We start from the raw sequence: 23,025 nt of genomic DNA, 5'->3' as shown, positions 1-23,025 counted from the left end.
TGTCGCAGGGCAAGTCCGAGCGTTGAGCTCGGACTTCCGTTACAATGCCGCCATCCTGCCGACCGACGAGTCGGAACGTTCAGCCGAGGTAGCCATGGATATCATCGAAACCATCAAAGAGCAGATCGCCAACAACACCGTACTGCTGTACATGAAGGGCTCGCCGAATGCCCCGCAGTGCGGCTTCTCCGCGCGTGCCGCGCAGGTGGTCATGGGCTGTGGCGAGAAGTTCGCCTATGTCGACATCCTGCAGAACCCGGAAATCCGCGCCAACCTGCCCACCTACGCCAACTGGCCGACCTTCCCCCAACTCTGGGTGGGCGGTGAGCTGGTCGGCGGTAGCGACATCCTTGCCGAGATGTTCGACAAGGGCGAGCTGCAGCAACTGATCAAGGACGCAGTGAGCAAGTCCGGCGCCAGCGCCTGATACCGCTCCCGCTCCAAAAGAAAAGCCCCGCAGATGCGGGGCTTTTTCATGTCCGGACGTTTTACTCGTCCATCTGCGACTGCAGGTAGTTCTCCAGGCCGACCTTGTCGATCAGGCCCAGCTGGGTTTCCAGCCAGTCGATGTGCTCTTCCTCGGATTCGAGGATGTCTTCGAGCAGTTCGCGGGTGCCGTAGTCACCGACGCTCTCGCAGTAGGCGATGGCGGCTTTCAGGTCCGGTACGGCGGTCTGTTCCAGCTTCAGGTCGCTGGCGAGCATTTCCTTGGTGTTCTCGCCGATCATCAGCTTGCCCAGATCCTGCAGGTTGGGGATGCCTTCCAGGAAGAGGATGCGCTTGATGAGCTTGTCGGCGTGTTTCATCTCGTCGATGGACTCGTGGTACTCGTGCTTGCCGAGTTTCTCCAGGCCCCAGTCCTCGTACATGCGGGCATGCAGGAAGTACTGGTTGATGGCCACAAGTTCGTTGCCAAGGATCTTGTTGAGATGCTGGATGACTTTCTTGTCGCCTTTCATGTGGAGTCCTGCCGTGCAAAGGGGTGGAAGTGATCGAATTTTATCCAGTTTCCCGGCAAAGTCAACGTAAGTTATTGATTAGTAAGAGAATTTGAATGTGAATAAGAATGTTTAGATTCCGCGTCTTGGCGCTAACTGCTTGAATTACGGGCATAAAAAAACCGGACGCTAGGTCCGGTTCTTCAAAACTATTTTGTATCAGGCAGGCACGAAGGTCGCGGGATAGGCGAGGGCGGCCTGGCTGCTCTGTACTTCGGTGAGGGTTTCACGCACCACCTGCTTGGCGAGGCAGGCGCATTTGCCGCATTGGGTGCCGACACCGAGGGTCTCGCGGACCTCGCGGTAGCTGCAGCAGCCTTCATAGATCGCATCACGAATGTGGCCGTCAGTGACACCTTGGCAGAGACAGACGTACATGGGTGGGCTCAACGCTCGGTAGTGGGCTTGATGGAAAGCGATACTAATCAGAATGAGAATGATTGTCAAAGTCCGTCCGTCAGGCTCCTTTCCAGAGCGGCCCTGAGCGCAATTTGGTTGAGTTACCAACCCCGGCTGATGCGGTTCCGGGCTCCGCGGCGTTGGGCCTCGCAGGCTCGGCGCCAACCTACCGGGGCGGGAATGGCCCAGGCAAAAGAAAGCCCGGCATTGGCCGGGCTTCCTTATAGAGAGGCTGTGGATAACGCGACCTCAGTCGTCGTCTTCCATCCAGCCGCCCATTTCCTTCCAGCGGTTGACGATGCCGCAGAACAGCTCGGCGGTCTTCTCGGTGTCGTAGCGCGCGGAGTGGGCTTCGCGGCCGTCGAACTCGATGCCGGCCACCTGGCAGGCCTTGGCCAGGACGGTCTGCCCATAGGCGAGGCCGGCGAGGGTGGCGGTGTCGAAGCTGGAGAAGGGGTGGAAGGGGTTGCGCTTGAGCCCGGTGCGGTTCACGGCCGCATTGAGGAAGCCCAGGTCGAAGCTGCTGTTGTGCCCCACGAGGATGGCGCGCTTGCAGCCGCTGGCCTTGATCGACTTGCGCAGGCCCCGGAAGATTTCATTCAGCGCGTGCTCTTCGCTCACCGCCATGCGCAGCGGGTGGTCGAGCTTGATGCCGGTGAACTCCAGCGCCGCCTGTTCGATGTTGGCGCCTTCGAACGGCTCGATGCGGAAGAAGTGGGTGTGGTCCGGGTAGAGGAAGCCCTGTTCGTCCATGGCGATGGTGGTCGCCGCGATCTCCAGCAGGGCGTCGGTGGCGGCATTGAAACCGCCGGTCTCCACGTCCACCACCACCGGCAGGTAGCCGCGGAAGCGGGCGGCCATGGGGTGGCGAGGGCCTTGGGGCAGGCTGCCGTCGAGCTCGTCGTCGTACAGGTCTTCGCTCACGCGTTTTTCTCCAGCAGGCGCCAGCGCAGCTTCTCGCCAGCGCGCAGCGGGATTACGGTCTGCTCGCCCAGGGGCAGGCTTGCGGGGGCAGTCCATTCTTCACGGACCAGGGTGATGCTGTCGGTATTGCGCGGCAGGCCGTAGAAGTCCGGGCCGTTCTTGCTGGCGAAGGCTTCCAGCTTGTGCAGGGCGTTGCGTTGCTCGAAGGCCTCGGCGTACAGCTCGATGGCTGCATAGGCGGTGTAGCAGCCGGCGCAACCGCAGGCGGCTTCCTTGGCGTGCTTGGCGTGGGGCGCCGAGTCGGTGCCGAGGAAGAAGCGCGTGCTGTCGCTGGTGGCCGCATCCAGCAGGGCTTCCTGGTGGGTGTTGCGCTTGAGGATCGGCAGGCAATAGAAGTGCGGGCGGATGCCGCCGACCAGCATGTGGTTGCGGTTGTACAGCAGGTGGTGGGCGGTGATGGTCGCGCCGACGTTGGCCGAGGCGGCCTCCACGAACTGCACGGCATCGCGGGTGGTGATGTGCTCGAAGACCACCTTCAGGGTCGGGAAGCGCTCGACCACGCGGCGCAGGTGCTCGTCGATGAAGATCTTCTCGCGGTCGAACACGTCGACATCGCCACGGGTCACTTCACCGTGGACCAGCAGCAGCATGCCGACTTCGGCCATGGCTTCCAGGGCCGGGAAGATGGTGTCGATGCTGGTGACGCCCGAGTCCGAGTTGGTGGTCGCGCCGGCCGGGTACAGCTTGGCGGCATGGACGAAGCCGGAAGCCTTGGCCGCGCGGATGTCCTCGGGGCGGGTGCGGTCGGTGAGGTAGAGCACCATCAGCGGCTCGAAGCGGCTGCCGGCCGGGCGTGCGGCGAGGATGCGCTGGCGATAGGCGTCGGCCTCTTCGGCGTTGCGCACCGGGGGCACCAGGTTGGGCATGATGATGGCGCGGCCAAAGGTGCGCGCGGCATCGGCGACTGTGTGGGACAGCACGGCACCATCGCGCAGATGGATGTGCCAGTCGTCGGGGCGCAGCAAGGTCAAACGGTCGGACATGGGGGGGCTTCCAGGCGGGCAAAACTCGTCGTGCATGCTACCGGAAAAGCTTTTTCGGGGCACGCGGGGCTTGTGTTTCAAGGCGTCGGCGGTTTTTTCACGGTGTGACAGCGAAGGCCCTGCGGCGGCGCTGCGGGCAACGAACGGATGCGGCGAATCCACTCAAGTTTTGCAGGCCGCCACCGATAGCCCTAGGGAGTGCAGAAATTTCCCGTGGAGCCCGCCGTCGTGCGCCAGTGCTATGTCGCCCTGCTCAGCCTGTTCGCCAGCCTTCCGGCCATGGCCATCACCTTCCAGACCCGCCTGGAGAAGGCCGAATGGGCGGTCGAGGGCGACAAGTTCGAGTGCCGCCTGTCGCAACCGATCACCGACTTCGGCAGCGGTGAGTTCGTGCGCCGTGCCGGCGAGCAGGTGACCTTCCGTCTCAAGGCCCGCGAACGCTGGATGGGCGCAGGTTCGGCCACCCTGCTGGCCGCCGCCGCCCCCTGGCAGCCCGGGCGTGGCGACATCAACCTCGGCGCCGTCAGCGTCGGCAATGGCGAAGTCCCGTTCAACAGCAGCCAGCTCCAGGGCGGGCGCCTGCTCACCGGCCTGCTGGAAGGGCGCAGCCCGCTGGTACGCCACCGCACCCTGCAGGGCGGCGAAGCCATGGAGGTGCGCCTGCTGCCGGTGAATTTCAACAAGGCCTACAACGACTACCTCGCCTGCACCACCAAGCTGCTGCCGGTGAACTTCGACCAGATCAAGAGCGCCCAGGTCTCGTTCCCGGGCGGTGGCACGGCGCTGGACGAAATGGGCCGTGCGCGGCTGGAGATCATCCTCGACTACCTCAAGGCCGATCCCAGCGTGAACCACATCGAGATCGACGGTCACTCCGACAACGCCGGCAATCGCCTGACCAACCGCGACCTCTCGCGCCGTCGCGCCCTGGCGGTGTTCGACTACTTCAAGGCCAACGGCATTCCCGAATCGCACATGGTCATGCGCTTCCATGGCGAGCGCTACCCGCTGGTGCCCAACAGCAACGAAGCCAACCGGGCGAAGAACCGTCGCGTCACCCTCGCCCTGTCCCGCGAAGCCGAAGCACCGCCTCCCGCCGAAACGCCGGCAGCGGCTCCTGCGCCGATCATCCCCGAGGCCGACAAGGCCACCCAGGGCGCGGCGTCCTGAGCCCGCCCGGGTCGATTCGACGAAAGAATCTGTCGCTTGGTCGTCATTGCCTGTCGCGCCACTGTAATTTGGCCGCCAGGGTCAGTAGAATCACGGGTTTTTCGCACAACCCCGTGGAGTTGATGGCATGGCGGACGTAAAGAAGGTTGTCCTGGCGTATTCCGGTGGCCTGGACACCTCGGTAATCCTCAAGTGGCTGCAAGATACCTATAACTGCGAAGTGGTGACCTTCACCGCCGACCTCGGTCAGGGCGAAGAGGTCGAGCCGGCCCGTGCCAAGGCCCAGGCCATGGGCGTCAAGGAAATCTACATCGACGACCTGCGCGAAGAATTCGTCCGCGACTTCGTGTTCCCGATGTTCCGCGCCAACACCATCTACGAAGGCGAGTACCTGCTGGGTACTTCCATCGCCCGTCCGCTGATCGCCAAGCGCCTGATCGAGATCGCCAACGAGACCGGCGCCGACGCCATCTCCCACGGCGCCACCGGCAAGGGCAACGACCAGGTCCGCTTCGAGCTGGGCGCCTATGCGCTGAAGCCGGGCGTGAAAGTGATCGCCCCCTGGCGTGAGTGGGACCTGCTGTCCCGCGAGAAGCTGATGGACTATGCCGAGAAGCACGCCATCCCGATCGAGCGCCACGGCAAGAAGAAGTCGCCGTACTCCATGGACGCCAACCTGCTGCACATCTCCTATGAAGGCGGCGTGCTGGAAGACACCTGGACCGAGCACGAAGAAGACATGTGGAAGTGGACCAAGTCGCCGGAAGCGGCGCCGGACACCCCCACCTACATCGAGCTGACCTACCGCGCCGGCGACATCGTCGCCATCGACGGCAAGGACATGTCCCCGGCCCAGGTGCTGACCGAGCTGAACCGCATCGGTGGCGAGAACGGCATCGGCCGCCTCGACATCGTCGAGAACCGCTATGTCGGCATGAAGTCCCGTGGCTGCTACGAGACCCCCGGCGGCACCATCATGCTGCGCGCCCACCGCGCCATCGAGTCGATCACCCTGGACCGCGAAGTGGCCCACCTGAAAGACGAGCTGATGCCCAAGTACGCCAGCCTGATCTACACCGGCTACTGGTGGAGCCCCGAGCGCCTGATGCTGCAACAGATGATCGACGCCTCGCAGACCAACGTGAACGGTGTCGTGCGCCTGAAGCTGTACAAGGGCAACGTCGTCGTGGTCGGCCGCAAGTCCGACGACTCGCTGTTCGATGCCAACATCGCGACCTTCGAGGAAGACGGCGGCGCCTACAACCAGGCGGACGCGGCGGGCTTCATCAAGCTCAACGCCCTGCGCATGCGCATTGCCGCCGGCAAGGGCCGCAAGCTGTTCTGAGCTGGAAGCTGAGAGCCTGAAGCTGGAAGACTTCCCGCTTCAGGCTTCCGGCTTTAAGCTGCCTTCCAAGCCCCGGTCACGAGCCGGGGCTTGTCGTTTCAAGCCAATGAGGAGAAACCGAGATGCGACTGCTGCATACCATGCTGCGCGTCGGCGACATGGACAAATCCATCGCCTTCTACACCGAAGTCCTGGGCATGACCCTGCTGCGTCGCAAGGACTACCCGGACGGCCAGTTCACCCTGGCGTTCGTCGGCTACGGCAACGAAGCCGAGAACAGCGTCATCGAGCTGACCTACAACTGGGGTGTGGATAAATACGAGCTGGGCACCGGCTACGGCCACATCGCCCTGGAAGTGGCCGATGTCTACAAGGCCTGCGAAGACATCCGCACCCGTGGTGGCAAGATCACCCGCGAGCCGGGCCCGATGAAGCACGGCACCAGCATCCTCGCCTTCGTCGAAGACCCGGACGGCTACAAGATCGAGCTGCTCTCGCCCTCGCGCAACGACTGAGCGCCAGGCACCTGAAGAAGCCCCGCCAATGCGGGGCTTTTTTTCGTCTGCAGATGGGTGTGCCGCCCGGCTGAAACCCGACAAACAAAAAGCCCCGCATCGGCGGGGCTTTCGGGTGGCTTCACATCAGAGGTCGAAATCGTAATCGGACAACTGCTTCTGCAGGCGGCGCTCTTCCAGGTAGTTATCGATGATGCGGCGCTTGGTCAGGTTGGTCTTGGCAACCTCGGCCGGAGCCTCGCCATCATCAGCGTCCTCGGCGACGAAGTCTTCCTCGGTCTCGATCTCTTCTTTGGCTGTGCTCATACGGTCACTCCACGATGCGGGGCGCTATTGGCGCACCTTATAGCGACAAAGCAGGGGCCGGTAAAAAAGATTTTTTCAATCGAAGCATCGAGCCATTCAATGAAGCCTCAATCGTCCGAGGTTTTCGCCTTGTATTCGCACAGGTCTTCGATCCGGCAGGCGCCACAGCGCGGCTTGCGGGCCACGCAGACATAACGCCCATGCAGGATCAGCCAATGGTGCGCGTCGAGCAGGTAATCCCTTGGTACGAATTTGAGCAGCTTCTTCTCCACCTCCACCACGTTCTTGCCGGGGGCGATGCCGGTGCGGTTGCTGACGCGGAAGATGTGCGTATCCACCGCCATGGCCAGCTGGCGGAAGGCGGTGTTGAGCACCACGTTGGCGGTCTTGCGGCCGACGCCGGGCAGGGCCTCCAGCGCCTCGCGCTCGTCCGGCACCTGGCTGCCGTGCTTCTCCACGAGAATGCGGCAGGTCTCGATGACGTTCTTCGCCTTGCTGTTGTACAGGCCGATGGTCTTGATGTACTCCGACAGACCCTCCACGCCCAGGGCATAAATGGCCTCCGGCGTGTTGGCCACCGGGAACAGCTTGGCCGTGGCCTTGTTCACCCCGACGTCGGTGGCCTGGGCGGAGAGGATCACCGCGATCAGCAACTCGAAGGGCGAGGAATAGGCCAGTTCGGTCTTGGGCTCGGGGTTGTCCTCATGCAGGCGGCGGAAGATTTCCAGGCGTTTGGCGGCATTCATGGTCGACGGCTTCTGATTATGGTTTGAGGCGCGCGAGCGCCAGGAGCAGGCCCAGGAGGATAAGGCCTCCCGGCGCCGAGGCGAAGAGCGGCAGGCCGTCGGCAGCCGCCTGCCAGTGCAGGGCGCCAAGGCCCAGCCATTCGCCGTGGGCCAGCAGGCTGGCGTGGCCGAGCAGTTCCCGCAGCGCGCCCAGCAGCAGGGCACACGCGGCGAACAGCAACCCCTGGCGCAGGCCCGCAGCGGGACCGGCGGGTTCGCTCGCCACCAGCAGCAGGCAGGGCAGCGCCAGCAGGGCGAGGAAGGGGCCCAGGGCCCGATGCAGCTCGAAGGCGAAGGCCTGCATCAGCAACTGGGCGAGGCCTACCAGCACGCCGGTCAGCAGCAGGGCGCCGAACCACAGGGCGTGGCCCGAGAGCGCACGGCGCAGCGCAGGCAGCAGCAGGCCAAACAGGGTCAGCAGCGGCAGGGCAACCAGGGCGATGCCCAGCGCCTTGACCAGCAGGTCGCTGGCGCCCAGCAGGGGCGCCAGGCCAAGCAGGGGCAGGGCGGTGGCGGGCTTCATGGCGCATCCCCCAGCAGCTGCTCGCGATGGGCGTCGAAGTAGCGCAAACCCTGCTGGGTCGCGGCGACCACGGCGCGGGAAGTGATGGTGGCGCCGGCGATCTGGTCGAACGCGCCGCCATCGGCTTTCACCCGCCACTCGCCCGGGCGGTTGCCCAGTGAGACGCCTTCCAGGCTCGCCAGCCAGGGGCTGCGGGCGGGCTCGATGCGGTCGCCGATGCCGGCGGTCTCGCGGTGTTCCAGCACCTTGCTGCGCAACAGGCGGCCGTCCGGGGCGATGGCCAGCAGCAGGCGGATCGGGCCTTCGTAGCCGGCGGCCGTGACCGGCAGCAGCAACGCCACCACCTTGCCTTCGCGGCGCGCCAGCCAGGCGGCGGTGGGCGCGGGGCGGCCCAGGGCCTCGGCGTCCGGCAGGGCGATCGGCTCGCGCAGGGGATGGTTGTCGTAGCTGCCGGGCGGCAACAGGTCGAGCAGCGCGCGTTCGTCGGCATCCACGGCGGCCGCGGTGATCTGCGGGCCGAGCCCCTGGTACGAGGCGACCAGCAGCGCCAGGCCGCCAAGGCCCAGCGCCAGCAACACCGCCAGCATGCGGCCGTTCATGGGCGTGCCCCGCGTGCGGCGACCCGTTCCAGCGTGGGCACCAGCAGGTTCATCGCCAGCACCGCGAAGGCCAGGCCGTCCGGGTAGCCGCCCCAGGTGCGGATCCCATAGACCAGCAGGCCGACGCCCACGCCGAACAGCAGGCGTGCGCGGTCGCTGGCAGGGCCGGAAACCGGCTCGGTGACGATGAAGAAGGCGCCCAGCATGGTGGCGCCGGAAAACAGGTGCAGCAGGGGCGAGCCGTTGGAGTCCGAGCCGCTGCCGTTCCAGCACAGCAGCGCGGCGACGAAAAGCGCGGCGAGCATACCCACCGGTGCGTGCCAGCGGATCACCTTCTGTTGCAGCAGGATCAGGCCGCCGGCGAGGAAGGCCAGGTTGACCCACTCGGCACCGTGCCCGCCGACGCCACCGAAGGCGCCGTGACCGGCGAACAGCTCGTCGATGGTCAGGCGGTCGTTGTGGCGCAGGGTATCCAGCACCGTGGCCTGGCTCCAGCCATCCACCAGGCCGCTGCCGACGCCGAACACCTGTTGCAGTGCGCCCCAGGGGCCGTGGACCTGGCCGGCGGCAGGCCAGTGGGTGAAGTGGGCGGGGAAGGCCAGCAGGGCCAGGGCGGAGCCGAGCATCGCCGGGTTGAAGGGGTTGTGGCCGAAGCCACCGAACAGCGATTTGCCCAGGAGAATGGCGCAGGCACTCGCACACAGGGCCAGCCACCAGGGCGCATAGGGCGGCAGCGCCAGGGCCAGCAACACGGCGGTTACCAAGGCGCCGCCCTCGGCCAGGGGCGCCAGGCCGAACAGGGCCTCGGTGGGGGCGATGCGCTGGCTGCGCAGGCGCCGCACCAGAGCCTCGCCGGCCAGTGCGGTGGGAATGGCGATGGCCAGTTGCACCAGGGTGCCGCAGCCGTACTGCCAGAGCAATGCAAGCAGGCCCGGCAGGCAGGCCAGCAGCACCAGGCGCATGCCTGGGCGCGGGTCGAAGCCGGGCTGCGCGGTCATGCTCCCGGGTGCCCGTCGAGCTGCGCCTGGGCCCGTGCCAGGCGTTCCCGGGCGCGGGCCAGGGCCTGTTCGTCGACGGGTTGGCGCCGCTCCAGCTTGCTCACCTCGGCACGGGCCATGGCCAGCTCGGTCTTCAGCGCGCGCAGGGCCGGGTCGATGGGGTTCTTGTCGATGCGTTGCAGGTCCGGCGGGGTCTTGCCACTGGCGTCCTCGGCGGCGTGCAGCGCCTGCTCGGCGTCGGCGAGGGCCTGGCGCAGAGGTGCCAGTTCCGCTTCGGCGGCACCACGGGCCTCGGCGCTGCGCAGTTCGGTACGGCGGCTGAGCAGGGCGATCTTCGCCTGCTTCAGGGCGGCCATGCCCGGTGTGGGCGCGGCGGCCGGCTGGGCGCCTTGCAGGCGGTCCAGCTCGGCTTCGGCCTGGGCCACGCTGGCGCGCAGTGCGTCCAGCTGGCTGCGCTGCTCGGCGTCCGGCTCATCGCCAAAGGCCTTCTCCGCCTTGGCCAGCTGGGTGCGGCCCATGGCGGCGGCGATCTTGGCCTTCTTGTAGGCGGCCTGGTCCAGGGCGGTCGGCGTGCTCTCGTTGGCCGCCTCCAGTGCGGCCTGGGCCTTGGCGTTGGCGACGCGCAGCGCTTCCACTTCGGCCGCGATATCGGAGGTGCCGTAGACCTCCAGCTGCTTCTCGGCCTTGGCCAGGGCGACCCTGGCCAGCGCGGCCTCGATCTTCAGGCGTTTCTGCCGCTCGGTCTGGATGCCGGCCGCGGCCTTCTGTGCCTTGACCCGTTCGATGGCGGCCTGCACCGGGTCACTGGGCGTGGGCGTCGCCACCGGTTGCCGCGCCTGCGCCTGGGACGCCCTGGCAGCGCGGGCTTCGCGCTCTGCCAGGCGCCGGGCTTCGTCGCGGGCGAGGCGGCGGTTGCGTTGTTCGTAGCGATGGCGGAACTGGTCGGCGCGCTGGCGTTGCTCGCCTGCCGCCGGTTCCGCCAGGGGCAGGATGTCGATGCAGTCCACCGGACAGGGCGCCACGCACAGCTCGCAGCCGGTGCATTCGTCGGCGATCACCGTGTGCATCTGCTTGGCGGCGCCGACGATGGCGTCCACCGGGCAGGCCTGGATGCACTTGGTGCAACCGATGCACTCGGCCTCACGGATGAACGCCAGCTGTGGCGGCACCTGGCCGCCGGGCGCCTCCAGGGGCAGTGTCGGCACCTGCAGCAGGTCGGCCAGGGCGATGATGGTGGCGCTGCCGCCGGGCGGGCACTTGTTGATCGCCTCGCCTCGGGCCATGCCTTCGGCGTAGGGCCGGCAGCCGGGGTGGCCGCACTTGCCGCATTGGGTCTGGGGCAGCAGGGCGTCGATGCGCTGGATCAGCGCCGCCTGGCTCATGAGGCCACCATGCCGTTGAAGCCGAGCAGGGCGACGCCCATCAGCCCGGCGCAGATCAGCATCACCGGCAGGCCACGGAAGGGCGCGGGCACGTCGGCCGCCTCCACCCGTTGCAGCAGGTCGTCGAACAGGCGCAGGGCGATCCAGAAGCCGATGCCACCGCCGATGCCCAGGCCGAGGGCACTGGCGAAATCACCGGCAGCGGCCAGCAGCATGGCACCCAGTGCCGCGCCGTTGCCCAGCAGCAGGGGCAGCAGGCCGTCACGGGGCAGGTGCGGTGCGAGGCGGGCGAGCAGGGCCAGGCTCGCCCAGGCCAGCGGCAGCAAGGCGGGGAGCAGCAGGGCGATGCCGAGGTAGCCCAGGCCGAGGGGCGCCAGCAGACGGTCCAGGGCCCAGGCCAGCGGTGTGGCGAGCACCAGCAGCAGGCCGCCGGCCAGCGCCAGGCTGCGGCTGCGGGACTGGCGCAGGGCGTCGGTGCCCAGGGGCAGGACGAGAATCAGGTTATTGACCAGCGCTGCGCCGAGCAGGGCGAGGATGAAGTCGGTCATGGTCAGGGGCGTCGGGTCTATCGAAAAGGCCGCGCATTATCCGGGATGCTGCCGGAGCGGTACAGGGCCGCACGGTCGCGGCCCTTGTCAGCAAGGCTAGCTCAGCCTTGGGCGGCGGCCTTGTTGCGGCGCGTGGCCTTGCGCCACAACCAGCGCACCAGCAGCGCCAGGGGGAAGAGGATGATCACGAAGGGAATGCCGTAGCCGAGCATCTCCAGGGCCTGGGCGGTGCCTTCGGTGGCGTTGTCCAGCAGGCCGGAGGCGGCGTCACCGATGCGCGACAGGCGGCTCGGGCGTTGCTGGTCGGTGGTGAAGTCCAGGGTCAGCAGGTTGGTGGCGATGCGGCGCTGCTGCTGGGCGGCTTCCTGGTTGGTGGCGGCCAGCTGCACTTCCAGCTCGGCCATCTCGCGGGCCAGGGCCAGCAGGTCGGCGACGGCCAGGTCCTTGCGCCCCTGGAACGCTTCCAGGGTCTTGTACTGGCGCTCCAGGCGCTCGCGGGTGCGGGCGTTGTCGCCCACGGCCTGGGCCAGGTCCTCGGCGCGGGTGTTGCGGCTTGCCAGTTCGCCCCCTTCGGCGGCCAGGGCAACCATCTTTTCCACGCCCTCGGGCACGATGCGCAGCACCAGCTGGCCGGCACGGTAGCCGCCCTGGCTCTGCTCGATGGCCAGCAGGTCGCAGGTGCCGAAGCGGCCGTCACCACAGGCTTCGCGGGCGGCGGCCAGGCGCGGGGCGACGTTTTCGGCGGCGAGGTGGATGGTGACCTGGTGCTCGTAGGCGAGGAAGGCACCGGGCTTGGAGGCTTCGCCCCTGAAGGCGGCTGCACCGCCGCTCCCTTCACCTTCTGATTGGGAGCAGCCGGCCAGGGCGGTGAGGGCCAGGAGCAGGGGCAGGGTCCAGTGCTTGATCATGTGCGTTCCTTGCGTGGTGTCGCGTGGTTTATCGGTTCCTGAAACGACGAAGCGCCTGGCCGGTGAGCGGGCAGGCGCTTCGTGATGGCCGGCGCGTATTACTTCACGCGCTGGCCGGGCTTGGCGCCGCTGTCGGGGCTGAGCAGGTAGATCTCCTCGCCACCGGGGCCGGCGGCCAGGACCATGCCTTCGGAGACGCCGAACTTCATCTTGCGCGCGGCCAGGTTGGCCACGTACAGGGTGAGGCGGCCTTCCAGCTTGCTCGGGTCCGGGTAGGCGCTCTTGATGCCGGAGAACACGTTGCGTTTCTCGTCGCCGATGTCCAGGGACAGGCGCAGCAGCTTGTCGGCCCCTTCGACGAACTCGGCCTTCTCGATCAGCGCGATGCGCAGGTCGACGGCGGCGAAGGCGTCGAAGCCGATCTCGGCGGCCAGCGGGTCCTTGGTCAGCTCGCCGTTGCCGGCAGGGGCCGGTGCAGCGGCGGCCAGGTCTTCCTTGGAGGCAGCGACCATGGCTTCGATCTTCGCCGGCTCGATGCGGGTCATCAGCGGGGTGAAGGCATTCAACTGGTGGTCGGCCAGCAGCGTCTCGTGGTCGGCCCAGGTCAGCGGGGCGACGTTGAGGAACTGCTCGGCAGCGGCGGAGAGGTTCGGCAGCACCGGCTTGAGGAAGATCACCAGTTGGCGGAACAGGTTGACGCCCGCAGCGCACACGGCCTGCACCTCGTCCTGCTTGCCTTCCTGCTTGGCCAGGGCCCAGGGCGCCTTGTCGGCGATCCAGGCGTTGGCGCGGTCGGCCAGGGCCATGATTTCGCGCATGGCGCGGGCGAAGTCACGGTTCTCGAAGGCGTCGGCGATGCTCGGCGCAGCGGCCTTGAACTCGGCGAACAGCTCTGGCGCGGCGTTGGCGGCCACCAGGCGGCCGGCGTTGCCCTTGTGGATGAAACCGGCGCAGCGGCTGGCGATGTTGACCACCTTGCCCACCAGGTCGGAGTTCACCTTCTGCACGAAGTCCTCGAGGTTCAGGTCGAGGTCGTCCACGCCGCGGCCCAGCTTGGCCGCGTAGTAGTAGCGCAGGTATTCCGGGCTCAGGTGGTCGAGGTAGGTGCGCGCCTTGATGAAGGTGCCGCGGGACTTGGACATCTTCTGCCCGTTCACCGTCAGGTAGCCGTGCACGTTGAGCGCGGTCGGCTTGCGGTAGCCGGCGCCTTCGAGCATGGCGGGCCAGAACAGGGCGTGGAAGTTGACGATGTCCTTGCCGATGAAGTGGTACAGCTCGGCGCTGGAGTCCTTGGCCCAGAAGGCGTCGAAGTCCAGCTCTGGGCGGCGCGCGCAGAGGTTCTGGAAGCTCGCCATGTAGCCGATGGGCGCGTCCAGCCAGACGTAGAAGTACTTGCCCGGGGCATCGGGGATCTCGAAGCCGAAGTAGGGCGCATCACGGCTGATGTCCCACTCCTGCAGGCCGGCGTCCAGCCATTCGGCGATCTTGTTGGCCACCGACTCCTGCAGGGCACCGCTGCGGGTCCACTGCTTCAGCATGGCGTCGAAGTTCGGCAGCTTGAAGAAGTAGTGCAGCGATTCCTTGAGCACCGGGGTGGCGCCGGAGATGGCCGACTTGGGGTTCTTCAGCTCGGTGGGCGCATAGGTGGCGCCGCAGACTTCGCAGTTGTCGCCGTACTGGTCGTCGGCCGCGCATTTCGGGCAGGTGCCCTTGATGAAGCGGTCGGCCAGGAACATTTGCTTGTCCGGGTCGAAATACTGGGTCACCGGGCGCGTGGCGATGTGGCCGGCGTCGCGCAGCCGGGTGTAGATGCTGCTGGACAGCGCGCGGTTCTCGTCCGAGTGGGTCGAGTGGTAGTTGTCGAACTCCACCAGGAAGTCGGCGAAATCGGTGGTGTGCTCGGCGCGCACGTTGTCGATCAACTGCTCGGAGGTGATGCCCTCCTTCTCGGCGCGCAGCATGATGGCCGAGCCGTGGGCGTCGTCGGCGCAAACGTAGATGGCCTGGTTGCCGCGCATCTTCTGGAAGCGCACCCAGATATCGGTCTGGATGTACTCGACCATATGCCCGAGGTGGATGGAACCGTTGGCATAGGGGAGGGCGCTGGTAACGAGGATCTTGCGGGCTTCGGTCATGGTGATCGGCTGCACTGGGAACACGGGGAAAGTCGGTAACTATATAGGCGTGGCGGGGCATTTTCATCTGTTGCATGGGCTTTGGGTTAAGATGCCCGCCTGTTTCGCTCGGTCTTTTTCCCGGAGTCTTCCATGCCTGTCACCCGCGCCGTGGTGGAAGCCACGCTTCGTCAGTTCACCGATCCCCACCTTGGCCAGGACCCGGTCAGCGCCGGCTGCCTGCGCGAGGTCGACATCCAGGGCGGCAAGGTCCACGTACGCCTGGAGCTGGGCTATGCCGCCGGGCTGTTCAAGAGCGGCTGGGCGCAGATGCTGCAGATGGCCCTGGAGAACCAGGACGGCATCGATTCGGCCAAGGTCGAGGTCGACTGCGTGATCGAGCCGCACAAGGCCCAGGCCCAGGTGCCGGCCCTGGCCAACGTCAAGAACGTGATCGCCGTAGCCTCGGGCAAGGGCGGTGTGGGCAAGTCCACCACCGCCGCCAACCTGGCCCTGGCGCTGGCCCGCGAAGGTGCCCGCGTGGGCATCCTCGACGCCGATATCTACGGCCCCAGCCAAGGCATCATGTTCGGCATCGCCGAGGGCACCCGCCCCGAGGTGCGCGACCAGAAGTTCTTCGTGCCGATCAAGTCCCACGGCGTGGAGGTCATGTCCATGGCCTTCCTCACCGATGACAACACCCCGGTGGTGTGGCGCGGCCCGATGGTCTCCGGCGCGCTGATCCAGCTGATCACCCAGACCGCCTGGGACGACCTCGACTACCTGGTGGTGGACATGCCCCCGGGTACCGGCGACATCCAGCTGACCCTGGCGCAGAAGGTGCCGGTGGCCGGCAGCGTGATCGTCACCACCCCGCAGGACCTGGCCCTGCTGGACGCCAAGAAGGGCGTGGAGATGTTCCGCAAGGTCAACATCCCGGTGCTGGGCGTGGTGGAGAACATGGCGGTGCACATCTGCTCCAACTGCGGCCATGCCGAGCACCTGTTCGGCGAAGGCGGTGGCGAGAAGCTGGCGACCCAGTACGGCGTCGAGCTGCTGGCTTCCCTGCCGCTGTCCATGGCCATCCGCATGCAGTCCGATGGCGGCAAGCCGACCACCATCGCCGACCCGGAAAGCCAGATCGCCATGATCTACCAGGAGATGGCCCGCAGCGTCGGCGCGCGCATCGCCCTGTCCGGCATGGGCGCCGGCGCCATGCCGACCATCACCATCAGCGACGACTGACCGAGGACGCCGCTGCGCGCCTGAGGGCCTCCGGGCCCGCTAGATCGCCAGCAGCGTGCCGCCCTCCGTGGGGAACTGCCGGGCCAGTAGTTCCTCGCGGGTCAGTTCGCGGCCGACCCAGAGCTGCACCTTGCGCGCGGCGCCGCGCCCCAGCTCGTAGAGCCCGCGTGCCTCGATCTGCGTCAGGCCACCCTCCAGGTGTTCCTGCGGGTGCAGGACCAGCACCGGCGCGGCGCTGTAGAAGGTCCTGGGCGCCAACTCCCGTATGAACAGTTGCAGGGTCTTCTCCGCGACGGAGAAGTCAGCCAGCAGGGAGCGAGGGTGTTCGAAACCGTTGAGCAGCTCTATTCCCGGTTGGCCTTCCAGCTGTTTCGCCGCCAGTCCCAGGGCGACGGGTACCCGTTTACCCGCACGGGTCTGAATGGCGAGCACCGTCGGTTCCTCGAGCACCTTTCCGGATTTCACGTTGAGGCCGCTCAGGTATCCGGAGGTGAGCTTGAGGTAGAGCAGGGGTGAAAACGCGTCGATCATGCCGGTTCCGTCCGAGTGAAAAGGGCGCCTAGCCTAGCGATGGCGCGTGTTGTCGTCGACTGACTGCCACGCAACCTGGGACTCAGTCGCCACCACCGCCGCCACAGCCTCCGCCGCTGTCCCCGCCGCCACCATCCGAGCCGCCGCCGTCCCCGCCCGAGGAGTCGCTGCCGCCGTGGTGGCTGCTGCCGGTGCCGCTGCCGTCGCCGAAGTCGCTGGAGCCGTAGCCCGAGTCGGCGCCGACGAAATCACCGCCGCAGTAGATGACGCCACTGCCCGCGTCGCCGCTGTCATTGCGGCGTACGCCCTGGCAGTCGGCCACATAGAGGAAGCCGCCGAGGATGCCCAGGCGGCTGTCCAGGTCGAACAGCAGCGGTACGCGGCCGGGCTGGCGCGGGTCGATGCGTTCCTGCTCGCAGGCGTACCACCAGCAGCGGCGCAGGCCGGCGTCGGCCTGGCGGGCGTTGCCCGAGAGGGTGCGTGCCGGGCGGTGGTGCAGGAAGCGGCCAAAGGCCTTCTGGCAGAAGCGCTTGTATTCGCGGGTGTCGAGGATGAAGGCGTGCCACAGGTCGTCCACCACCTGGGAGGGCATGGAGACGTAGCCGAAGCCGCTCTTCAGGTAGCAGAGGAAGTACTGGCGCAGGCCGGCGCTCACCAGCATGCAGTCTTCCAGGCGCAGTTGCGGGTGGCGCTTGCGCAGTTCGTCGAACAGCCAGGGTGCCGGGCGGAACTCGCGGATGAACCGTTCCCGGCCGACTTCACGGCGGCGTTTGAAGAACGAGAAGGAAAAGACGGCGAAGAACAGGCCGGGGATGATCAGCCAGGGGGTCATGGTGGGTCCTTTCTCCACAAGGGCGGGCCAACAGTGGCGCAGTCGGCGTCGCCGCCACAAGCCCCGCTCGGCGGCGCTGGGCGCCAGGCCACGCTACCGGTCGCTGCCCTTTGCCCGAAAGGCCCGCGCCCGGTAAGATTCGCGATCATTTTTCACCTTCACAGGACCCCCGCCATGAGCATCAAATCGGACAAGTGGATTCGCCGCATGGCCCAGGAACACGGGATGATCGAGCCCTTCGTCGAGCGCCAGGTGCGCGGCGCGGACGACAACCGGGTGATTTCCTACGGGGTGTCCAGCTACGGCTACGACGTCCGTTGCGCCGCCGAATTCAAGGTCTTCACCAATATCCACTCCGCCGTGGTGGACCCGAAGAACTTCGACGAGAAGAGCTTCGTCGACATCAACAGCGACGTTTGCATCATTCCGCCGAACTCCTTCGCCCTGGCCCGCACGGTCGAGTACTTCCGTATTCCGCGTGACGTGCTGACCATCTGCCTGGGCAAGAGCACCTATGCGCGCTGCGGCATCATCGTCAACGTCACCCCGCTGGAACCCGAGTGGGAAGGCCACGTGACCCTGGAGTTCTCCAACACCACCAACCTGCCGGCGAAGATCTACGCCCACGAAGGCGTGGCGCAGATGCTCTTCCTGCAATCGGACGAAGCCTGCGAAGTCTCCTATCGCGACCGCGGTGGCAAGTACCAGGGCCAGACCGGCGTGACCCTGCCCAAGGCCTGATCCACCTGCGTTGCGACCAAAGCCGGGCCCATGCCCGGCTTTTTCATGGCTCTGTCCAGTCAAAGGAACCTGACGAATGAACCTGCTCAAATCCCTCCTGTTCACCCTCGGCCTGGGCGTTTGCTCGTTGTTGCAGGCTGCGGAGCTCTCCGTGCTCAGCGGTACCGGGGCATTCGGCCTGCCGGCCAGCGCCACCCGCGCCCAGTTCGTCGAGCGCCTGGGCAAGCCCACGGCCGAGCTGCCCATGTACGGCAAGCGGCGCGGGCTGCTGTATGGCAATTCGATGATGCTGGTGTTCCTCGGTGACCGCCTGCGCGAAGTGCGCTGCTGGGAGCTGGGCGGCTACAACGACAGCCTGTTCCTCGGCTGGATGCAGGGCGTTGGCGAGCGTGGCGCGAACTGGCGTTTCAGCCTGGATGGCCAGCTGCACCTGGGCCAGCGGCGCGAGCAGACCGCCCCGTGGCTGCAAGGGCTGGAAGGCACCGGCGACGAGCGCTCGGACCTGGTGGTCAAGAACGGCAGCGAGGTCTGGCTGGGCTACGGCTTCGAGCCGGAGTACCGCCAGGGCGACGAGGAGCAGCCGGTGCTGGTCTCCATCACCGTGCATTTCAACGAACCGCGTTGAGAACGCTTAGGGAAGAGCCCCGGGCTGAAGCCCGGGCTACGAGGCGGAGGCGGAAATAGGCGGAATTCTTCGGTCGGTACGGGGCTCTACTGCTTGAAGCCACTGTGAACGTCGGAGGAACGCCATGCGCTCCCAGATCATCCTCGAAGCCCTGACGCCCAGTGCCAGTGCACTGGTGGACGCCATCCTCGCCCATAGCGACCCGTCGCTGGTGCTGCAACAGGTGCCAGGGCCGGGCGACCCCGAGGAGCCGGGTGAGCCCACCCAGCCCCACGAACCGGGCGAGCCGACCCTTCCCGACCCGCCGCCGCCCGCTCCGGTGGTGTAGCGCCTCAGGGCACCAGCGGCAGGTCGCGCTTGTGCTGGGTGGCGTCGTAGGTGCGCACGATGATGTCGTAGGCCTCCTGGCGCACGCTTTCACCGTGCAGGAAGGCGTCGATCTCGGCGTAGCTGACGCCATGGGCCTCTTCGTCGGGCTTGCCGGGGCGCAGTTCTTCCAGGTCGGCGGTCGGCACCTTCTGCACCAGGTTGTCCGGCGCGCCCAGGTAGCGGGCGATGGCGCGCACCTGGTTCTTCACCAGGCCGCTCAGCGGGGCCAGGTCGCAGGCGCCGTCACCGAACTTGGTGAAGAAGCCCATCACCGCCTCGGCTGCGTGGTCGGTGCCGATCACCAGGCCGTTGTTGGCGTTGGCGATGGCGAACTGCGCGACCATGCGGATACGCGCCTTGACGTTGCCGACCACGAAATCGCGGCGGGCGTCGCTCAGCGCCTGCAGGTGGGTCACCTGCTCGCTGAGGCCGGTCACGCTGCTGGCGATGTTCACCGTGTCCTCGACATCCGCGCGGATGAATTTCAGTGACGCCTGGGCGTCGTGTTCGTCGTGCTGGGTGTTGTGGGGCAGGCGCACGGCGATGAAGCGGTAGTCCGGGTCACCGGTCTCGGCGCGCAGTTCCTCCACCGTCACCTGGGCCAGGCGGCCGGCGGTCAGCGAATCCACGCCACCGCTGATGCCCAAGACCAGCACCTTGAGCCGCGCGTTGCGCAGGCAGGTCTTGATGAAGGCCTTGCGCCGCTCGATCTCCGCCTGCAGGGCGGCTTCATCGGCGAAGGGGGGTACCACATCCAGGGCGGCGGCTATCTCTTTCTGGCGATTGCTCATGGCGGTTCCTTGGCGCTAGCGCGCGTCTGATACGCGGAATACGTGTTTCAGGTAGGTGACGAAGTTCTCGTCGCGGCACTGGGTCTTGCCCGGGGTGTCGGAGATCTTCGCCACCGGCTGGCCGTTGCAGGCGGTCATCTTGATGACAATGTTCATGGGCTCCACGCCCGGGATGTCGCAGGTCAGGTTGGTACCGATACCGAAGCTGACATGGATACGACCGTGCAGGGCGCGATACAGCTTCAGCGCCTTGGCCAGGTCGAGGCCGTCGGAGAATACGAGGGTCTTGGTCTGCGGGTCTATACCAAGCTTTTCATAGTGGCGGATGCACTTCTCGGCCCATTCCAGCGGGTCGCCGGAGTCGTGGCGCAGGCCGTCGAAGAGCTTGGCGAAGTACAGGTCGAAGTCCTTGAGGAAGGCATCGGTGGTGATGCAGTCGGTCAGGGCGATACCCAGCAGGCCGCGGTACTCACGGACCCAGCAGTCCAGCGCGGCGATCTGGCTGTCGATCAGGCGCGGGCCCAGCTGCTGGTGGGACATCAGCCACTCGTGGGCCATGGTGCCGATGGGCTTGATGTCGAATTCGCGGGCCAGGTGCACGTTGCTGGTGCCGACGAAGCGCCCGGGGAAGTCGCGTTTGAGGATGTGCACCATCTCTTCCTGCACCCGGTAGGAGAAGCGTCGGCGGGTGCCGAAGTCGGCGATCTGGAAGCCTTCCAGCTCGCTGGCGCTGGCCTCGCCCTTGAGCCAGTCGAGCTTCTGGTAGAGGCGCTCGCTGGCCTGTTCGAGGATCACCTCGCGGTAGCGGTAACGGTTGCGCACCTCGCTGACGATGGCCAGCAGCGGGATCTCGAAGAGGATCACGTGCAACCAGGGGCCGCGCAGGCGGATGCACAGCTGGTCGTCCTCGATGCCGGCCTGGACGTAGCGCATGTTGAAGCGGAACAGGCTGAGGAAACGGGTGAAGTCCGGCTTGATGAAGGGGATGCGCTCCAGGAAGGCCAGCTGGTCGGCGGTGATGGAAATCTCCGACAGGCGCTCGATCTGGTAGCGGATCTCCGCCAGATAGGGGCGCAGGTCCTCGGCGTTGCGGCAGCGGAATTCCCACTCCACCTCGGCGTTGGGGTAGTTGTGCAGCACCGCCTGCATCATGGTCAGCTTGTAGAAATCGGTGTCCAGCAGGTTCTGCACGATGCGGTCGGAAAACACGCTCTCGGCCATGATCAGATCTCCTTCTCGATGCTGTTCAGCAAGGCGTCCAGTTCGGCCTCGCTGGCGCACAGCGCGATGCCCAGTTCGTTCATCTGCAGCCGCGCGGCTTCGGCCGTGGCTTCGGCGATTGCCCGGCACGCCGGGAGGTAGACGATAACCGCAAAGCCGGCGCGGCGCAGTTGCAGCGCGGTGGTCTTCACGCAGTAGTCCAGGGCCAGGCCGCCCACCAGTACATGGCTGACGGCGTTCTGCCGGAGGAATTCGATCACCCCGGTGCTGCGGCGTTCCGCCAGGTCGTGGTAGCAGGCGCCATAGGGGTGCAGGTCGGGCTCCACGCCCTTCCACACGAAGTAGTCGTAGTCCAGCGGCTGGGGCAGCTCGTCCAGCAGCTCGAAGCCGGGGGTGCCCGGTACGCAGTGGCTCACCCAGGTGATGTCGGCATTGGCCAGGGGCAGCGGTGCGAGCATCTCCGCGTGGCTGGGCACGACCCAGGCGGCTTGCGGGCTGTGGGCGTCCTTGCTGCCGATGCGCAGTTCCGCGCGGCGGGCCAGCAGGTTGAGGTGCGCCGCGATCTCGTCGCCACCCGGCACCGGGAGTTCGGCGGGGCAGAGGGGGGTGAAGCCTTTTTGGGCGTCGACATCGAAGCTGGCGATTTTCATGGCTGCGTTCCTCGTTCGGTTGCGGCTGGCTACATATTCCATCTCGTGTAATATGTCGTCAAGCACTCTTTGATCGCAGGAGGACAGCGATGAGAAACAGTCGGCAGGATTTTCCCGATCCCAGCCTGCGGGCCTACCCGGCGGGCAGTGCGTCTCCGGCCCCGGTGCGCTTCCGCCTGGCGGTGTACGGCGGCGCCTTCGACCCGCCCCATCCGGGCCATGAAAGCGTGCTGCGTCGCGTGCTGGAGTGCGCCGAGCAGGTGCTGCTGGTGCCCAGCCACCGCCACGCCCATGGCAAGCGCATGGTGGATTTCGCCCTGCGCTGCGCCTGGCTGGAGCGCCTGGCGGCGCGCATCGACCCGGCGCGGGTGCGTTGCGACGCCATCGAGGCGCGGCTGGCCCCGGGCGCGGCGGCGGTGTACAGCTACGACCTGTTGCAGGCACTGGCGGGTGAGTACGGTGTAGCGCCGGAGGACATCGCCCTGGTCATAGGCGAGGACAACCTGCCCCAGGTGGCGGGCTTCCATCGTGGCGCGGAACTGCGCGAGCGCTTCGGCCTGCTGGTGGCGGACGAGACGCTGCTGCTGCACAGTTCGGCCATTCGCCTGCACCTGCGCGAGGGCCTGGCGTTGCCGCCGGCCTGGTGCCTGCCGGAAGTGCAGGGGGAACTGGATATCTATAGGGAGCTGCAATGAGTTCTGCACAGGTACTGGCCAGCGTCGACATCGTCGCGCTGCGCCTGAACGAAGCCCAGGGGCTGGAGCTGCTGCTGATCCGCCGGGCCCAGGGGCCCTTCGAGGGGGAGTGGGCGCTGCCGGGCGTGCTGGTCAACGGCCGCTGCGACGACCCCGACCTGGACGCCGCCGCCACCCGTGCCCTGGCGGAGAAGGCGCGGGTGCGCCCGCAGCATCTGGAGCAGGTGGCCACCGTGGGCAATGCCCGGCGGGACCCGCGCGGCTGGTCGCTGTCGACCTTCTACCTCGCCCTGCTGGAGCCGGAAACGCAACTGAGTGACGCCGACCTGCGCTTCCTGCCGCTGGAGGCAGCCAGCGGGCTGCCCTTCGACCACGACCAGTTGGTGCAGCAGGCCCGGGAGCGCCTGGCCGGCAAATCGGTCTACACCTCGCTGCCGCTGCACCTGCTGCCCCGACGCTTCACCGTCACCGAAGCCCTGGGCGCCTTCCAGGCCTGCCTCGGCCAGGCGGTGCAGCACACCACCCTGCGCGGGCGCCTGGAGAAAATGAAGGGGCAGGGCTGGGTGCTGGATACCGGCGAGCAGAACCACCCGAAGATGGGCCGGCCGCAGAAGGTGCTGGAGCACTGCCCGGCGGAAGGCGGCGTGTTCACCTTCGACCGCAGCGTGTTGTCCTGACGGCCGGCCTCGCCCGGCTCCCGGGGGACGCTCTGCTGTCTCTCCGGGGGCTGCGGTGTCTTTTCCCTTTCCCTTCCCTCGAGGTCTCATC

General features: G+C 66.8%; 28 protein-coding genes. 10 read left to right on the top strand and 18 right to left on the bottom strand.

What is annotated here, in order from left to right:
- Positions 1-94 precede the first annotated feature (94 nt).
- Positions 95-427 carry a Grx4 family monothiol glutaredoxin gene (grxD, locus tag OEJ36_RS08580; RefSeq protein WP_031289067.1) on the top strand — a complete coding sequence of 111 codons (333 nt, stop codon included), beginning with the start codon at positions 95-97 and terminating at the stop codon, positions 425-427.
- A gap of 61 nt (positions 428-488) precedes the next feature.
- Here grxD and bfr read toward each other — a convergent pair whose 3' ends face one another.
- From bfr to pyrC, 4 genes are all read right to left on the bottom strand, one after another.
- Entirely contained in the window at positions 489-959 is a 471-nt protein-coding gene (gene bfr, locus OEJ36_RS08575; RefSeq protein WP_263401133.1) for a bacterioferritin, read from the bottom strand.
- 198 nt (positions 960-1,157) lie between these two features.
- Positions 1,158-1,376, bottom strand: coding sequence for a bacterioferritin-associated ferredoxin (locus tag OEJ36_RS08570; protein WP_021222781.1), 219 nt, complete (start codon positions 1,374-1,376; stop codon positions 1,158-1,160).
- Between the two features lie 270 nt (positions 1,377-1,646).
- A complete protein-coding gene (rnt, locus tag OEJ36_RS08565) occupies positions 1,647-2,321 on the bottom strand; it encodes a ribonuclease T (protein WP_021222780.1) in 675 nt (224 codons plus the stop codon).
- Positions 2,318-3,364 (bottom strand): dihydroorotase, encoded by a 1,047-nt coding sequence (pyrC, locus tag OEJ36_RS08560; RefSeq protein WP_263401132.1) that lies wholly within the window; start codon positions 3,362-3,364, stop codon positions 2,318-2,320. Before pyrC ends, rnt begins: the two co-directional genes overlap by 4 nt.
- Positions 3,365-3,592: 228 nt before the next feature.
- Here pyrC and OEJ36_RS08555 point away from each other — a divergent pair, with 228 nt between their 5' ends.
- The 3 genes from OEJ36_RS08555 (at position 3,593) to gloA (ending at position 6,394) form a co-directional block, all read left to right on the top strand.
- Positions 3,593-4,534 carry a flagellar protein MotY gene (locus tag OEJ36_RS08555; RefSeq protein ID WP_411860983.1) on the top strand — a complete coding sequence of 314 codons (942 nt, stop codon included), beginning with the start codon at positions 3,593-3,595 and terminating at the stop codon, positions 4,532-4,534.
- A 127-nt stretch (positions 4,535-4,661) separates the two neighbouring features.
- Complete coding sequence (locus OEJ36_RS08550) at positions 4,662-5,879, top strand: argininosuccinate synthase (protein ID WP_263401131.1); 1,218 nt, start codon at positions 4,662-4,664, stop codon at positions 5,877-5,879.
- A gap of 122 nt (positions 5,880-6,001) precedes the next feature.
- Positions 6,002-6,394, top strand: a complete 393-nt coding sequence (gene gloA, locus OEJ36_RS08545; protein WP_263401130.1) for a lactoylglutathione lyase — start codon at positions 6,002-6,004, stop codon at positions 6,392-6,394.
- Between the two features lie 126 nt (positions 6,395-6,520).
- On the opposite strand, the gene OEJ36_RS08540 is transcribed toward gloA, so the two are convergent.
- The 9 genes from OEJ36_RS08540 to metG form a co-directional block, all read right to left on the bottom strand.
- Positions 6,521-6,700, bottom strand: coding sequence for a PA3496 family putative envelope integrity protein (locus tag OEJ36_RS08540; protein WP_263401129.1), 180 nt, complete (start codon positions 6,698-6,700; stop codon positions 6,521-6,523).
- A 107-nt stretch (positions 6,701-6,807) separates the two neighbouring features.
- Positions 6,808-7,446: an endonuclease III gene (gene nth, locus OEJ36_RS08535; protein ID WP_263401128.1), complete on the bottom strand. Its 639-nt coding sequence runs from the start codon at positions 7,444-7,446 to the stop codon at positions 6,808-6,810.
- Between the two features lie 16 nt (positions 7,447-7,462).
- Entirely contained in the window at positions 7,463-8,008 is a 546-nt protein-coding gene (locus OEJ36_RS08530; RefSeq protein ID WP_263401127.1) for an Rnf-Nqr domain containing protein, read from the bottom strand.
- The gene (locus OEJ36_RS08525; RefSeq protein WP_263401126.1) at positions 8,005-8,607 is read right to left on the bottom strand and encodes an RnfABCDGE type electron transport complex subunit G; all 603 of its coding nucleotides are present in this window, start codon (positions 8,605-8,607) and stop codon (positions 8,005-8,007) included. Before OEJ36_RS08525 ends, OEJ36_RS08530 begins: the two co-directional genes overlap by 4 nt.
- Positions 8,604-9,605 carry an RnfABCDGE type electron transport complex subunit D gene (locus OEJ36_RS08520; RefSeq protein WP_263401125.1) on the bottom strand — a complete coding sequence of 334 codons (1,002 nt, stop codon included), beginning with the start codon at positions 9,603-9,605 and terminating at the stop codon, positions 8,604-8,606. Before OEJ36_RS08520 ends, OEJ36_RS08525 begins: the two co-directional genes overlap by 4 nt.
- Positions 9,602-10,987 (bottom strand): electron transport complex subunit RsxB, encoded by a 1,386-nt coding sequence (gene rsxB, locus OEJ36_RS08515; RefSeq protein WP_263401124.1) that lies wholly within the window; start codon positions 10,985-10,987, stop codon positions 9,602-9,604. Before rsxB ends, OEJ36_RS08520 begins: the two co-directional genes overlap by 4 nt.
- Positions 10,984-11,535: an Rnf-Nqr domain containing protein gene (locus OEJ36_RS08510; RefSeq protein ID WP_043242816.1), complete on the bottom strand. Its 552-nt coding sequence runs from the start codon at positions 11,533-11,535 to the stop codon at positions 10,984-10,986. Before OEJ36_RS08510 ends, rsxB begins: the two co-directional genes overlap by 4 nt.
- A 101-nt stretch (positions 11,536-11,636) precedes the next feature.
- Entirely contained in the window at positions 11,637-12,440 is an 804-nt protein-coding gene (locus OEJ36_RS08505) for a DUF4349 domain-containing protein (RefSeq protein ID WP_411860982.1), read from the bottom strand.
- 101 nt (positions 12,441-12,541) lie between these two features.
- Positions 12,542-14,578, bottom strand: coding sequence for a methionine--tRNA ligase (gene metG, locus OEJ36_RS08500; RefSeq protein WP_263401122.1), 2,037 nt, complete (start codon positions 14,576-14,578; stop codon positions 12,542-12,544).
- A 132-nt stretch (positions 14,579-14,710) separates the two neighbouring features.
- Here metG and apbC point away from each other — a divergent pair, with 132 nt between their 5' ends.
- Positions 14,711-15,802: an iron-sulfur cluster carrier protein ApbC gene (apbC, locus tag OEJ36_RS08495; protein ID WP_263401121.1), complete on the top strand. Its 1,092-nt coding sequence runs from the start codon at positions 14,711-14,713 to the stop codon at positions 15,800-15,802.
- 39 nt (positions 15,803-15,841) lie between these two features.
- Here apbC and OEJ36_RS08490 read toward each other — a convergent pair whose 3' ends face one another.
- Positions 15,842-16,333, bottom strand: a complete 492-nt coding sequence (locus OEJ36_RS08490) for a rod shape-determining protein (RefSeq protein ID WP_263401120.1) — start codon at positions 16,331-16,333, stop codon at positions 15,842-15,844.
- A gap of 82 nt (positions 16,334-16,415) precedes the next feature.
- The gene (locus OEJ36_RS08485; protein WP_263401119.1) at positions 16,416-17,165 is read right to left on the bottom strand and encodes a glycine-rich domain-containing protein; all 750 of its coding nucleotides are present in this window, start codon (positions 17,163-17,165) and stop codon (positions 16,416-16,418) included.
- 174 nt (positions 17,166-17,339) lie between these two features.
- Between OEJ36_RS08485 and dcd the strand changes: the two genes are divergently transcribed.
- The 3 genes from dcd to OEJ36_RS08470 all read left to right on the top strand — a co-directional run bounded on the left by dcd (position 17,340) and on the right by OEJ36_RS08470 (position 18,859).
- Positions 17,340-17,906 carry a dCTP deaminase gene (gene dcd, locus OEJ36_RS08480; protein ID WP_043242812.1) on the top strand — a complete coding sequence of 189 codons (567 nt, stop codon included), beginning with the start codon at positions 17,340-17,342 and terminating at the stop codon, positions 17,904-17,906.
- A gap of 76 nt (positions 17,907-17,982) precedes the next feature.
- Complete coding sequence (locus OEJ36_RS08475; protein ID WP_263401118.1) at positions 17,983-18,531, top strand: hypothetical protein; 549 nt, start codon at positions 17,983-17,985, stop codon at positions 18,529-18,531.
- A gap of 124 nt (positions 18,532-18,655) precedes the next feature.
- The gene (locus OEJ36_RS08470; protein ID WP_021219189.1) at positions 18,656-18,859 is read left to right on the top strand and encodes a hypothetical protein; all 204 of its coding nucleotides are present in this window, start codon (positions 18,656-18,658) and stop codon (positions 18,857-18,859) included.
- A 4-nt stretch (positions 18,860-18,863) separates the two neighbouring features.
- Here OEJ36_RS08470 and nadE read toward each other — a convergent pair whose 3' ends face one another.
- Genes nadE through OEJ36_RS08455 form a run of 3 tightly spaced genes read right to left on the bottom strand, consistent with a single transcriptional unit; the run spans position 18,864 to position 21,604 of the window.
- Positions 18,864-19,691, bottom strand: a complete 828-nt coding sequence (gene nadE, locus OEJ36_RS08465) for an ammonia-dependent NAD(+) synthetase (RefSeq protein ID WP_263401117.1) — start codon at positions 19,689-19,691, stop codon at positions 18,864-18,866.
- 15 nt (positions 19,692-19,706) lie between these two features.
- Positions 19,707-20,912 (bottom strand): nicotinate phosphoribosyltransferase, encoded by a 1,206-nt coding sequence (gene pncB, locus OEJ36_RS08460; protein ID WP_043242809.1) that lies wholly within the window; start codon positions 20,910-20,912, stop codon positions 19,707-19,709.
- Positions 20,913-20,914: 2 nt separating this feature from the next.
- Positions 20,915-21,604, bottom strand: a complete 690-nt coding sequence (locus OEJ36_RS08455; protein ID WP_411860980.1) for a nicotinamidase — start codon at positions 21,602-21,604, stop codon at positions 20,915-20,917.
- Positions 21,605-21,651: 47 nt separating this feature from the next.
- Between OEJ36_RS08455 and OEJ36_RS08450 the strand changes: the two genes are divergently transcribed.
- Together OEJ36_RS08450 and OEJ36_RS08445 are read left to right on the top strand one after the other, a co-directional pair.
- Positions 21,652-22,257 carry an adenylyltransferase/cytidyltransferase family protein gene (locus tag OEJ36_RS08450; RefSeq protein ID WP_263401116.1) on the top strand — a complete coding sequence of 202 codons (606 nt, stop codon included), beginning with the start codon at positions 21,652-21,654 and terminating at the stop codon, positions 22,255-22,257.
- Positions 22,254-22,934, top strand: coding sequence for an NUDIX hydrolase (locus OEJ36_RS08445; protein ID WP_263401115.1), 681 nt, complete (start codon positions 22,254-22,256; stop codon positions 22,932-22,934). Before OEJ36_RS08450 ends, OEJ36_RS08445 begins: the two co-directional genes overlap by 4 nt.
- Positions 22,935-23,025 lie beyond the last annotated feature (91 nt).

The organism is Pseudomonas sp. PDM13, assembly GCF_025685765.1.
In the GTDB taxonomy this organism is placed as follows: Bacteria; Pseudomonadota; Gammaproteobacteria; order Pseudomonadales; family Pseudomonadaceae; genus Metapseudomonas; species Metapseudomonas solani.
The sequence above is the reverse complement of the archived record's forward strand: the minus strand, read 5'-3'. Positions and strand labels throughout refer to the sequence as shown.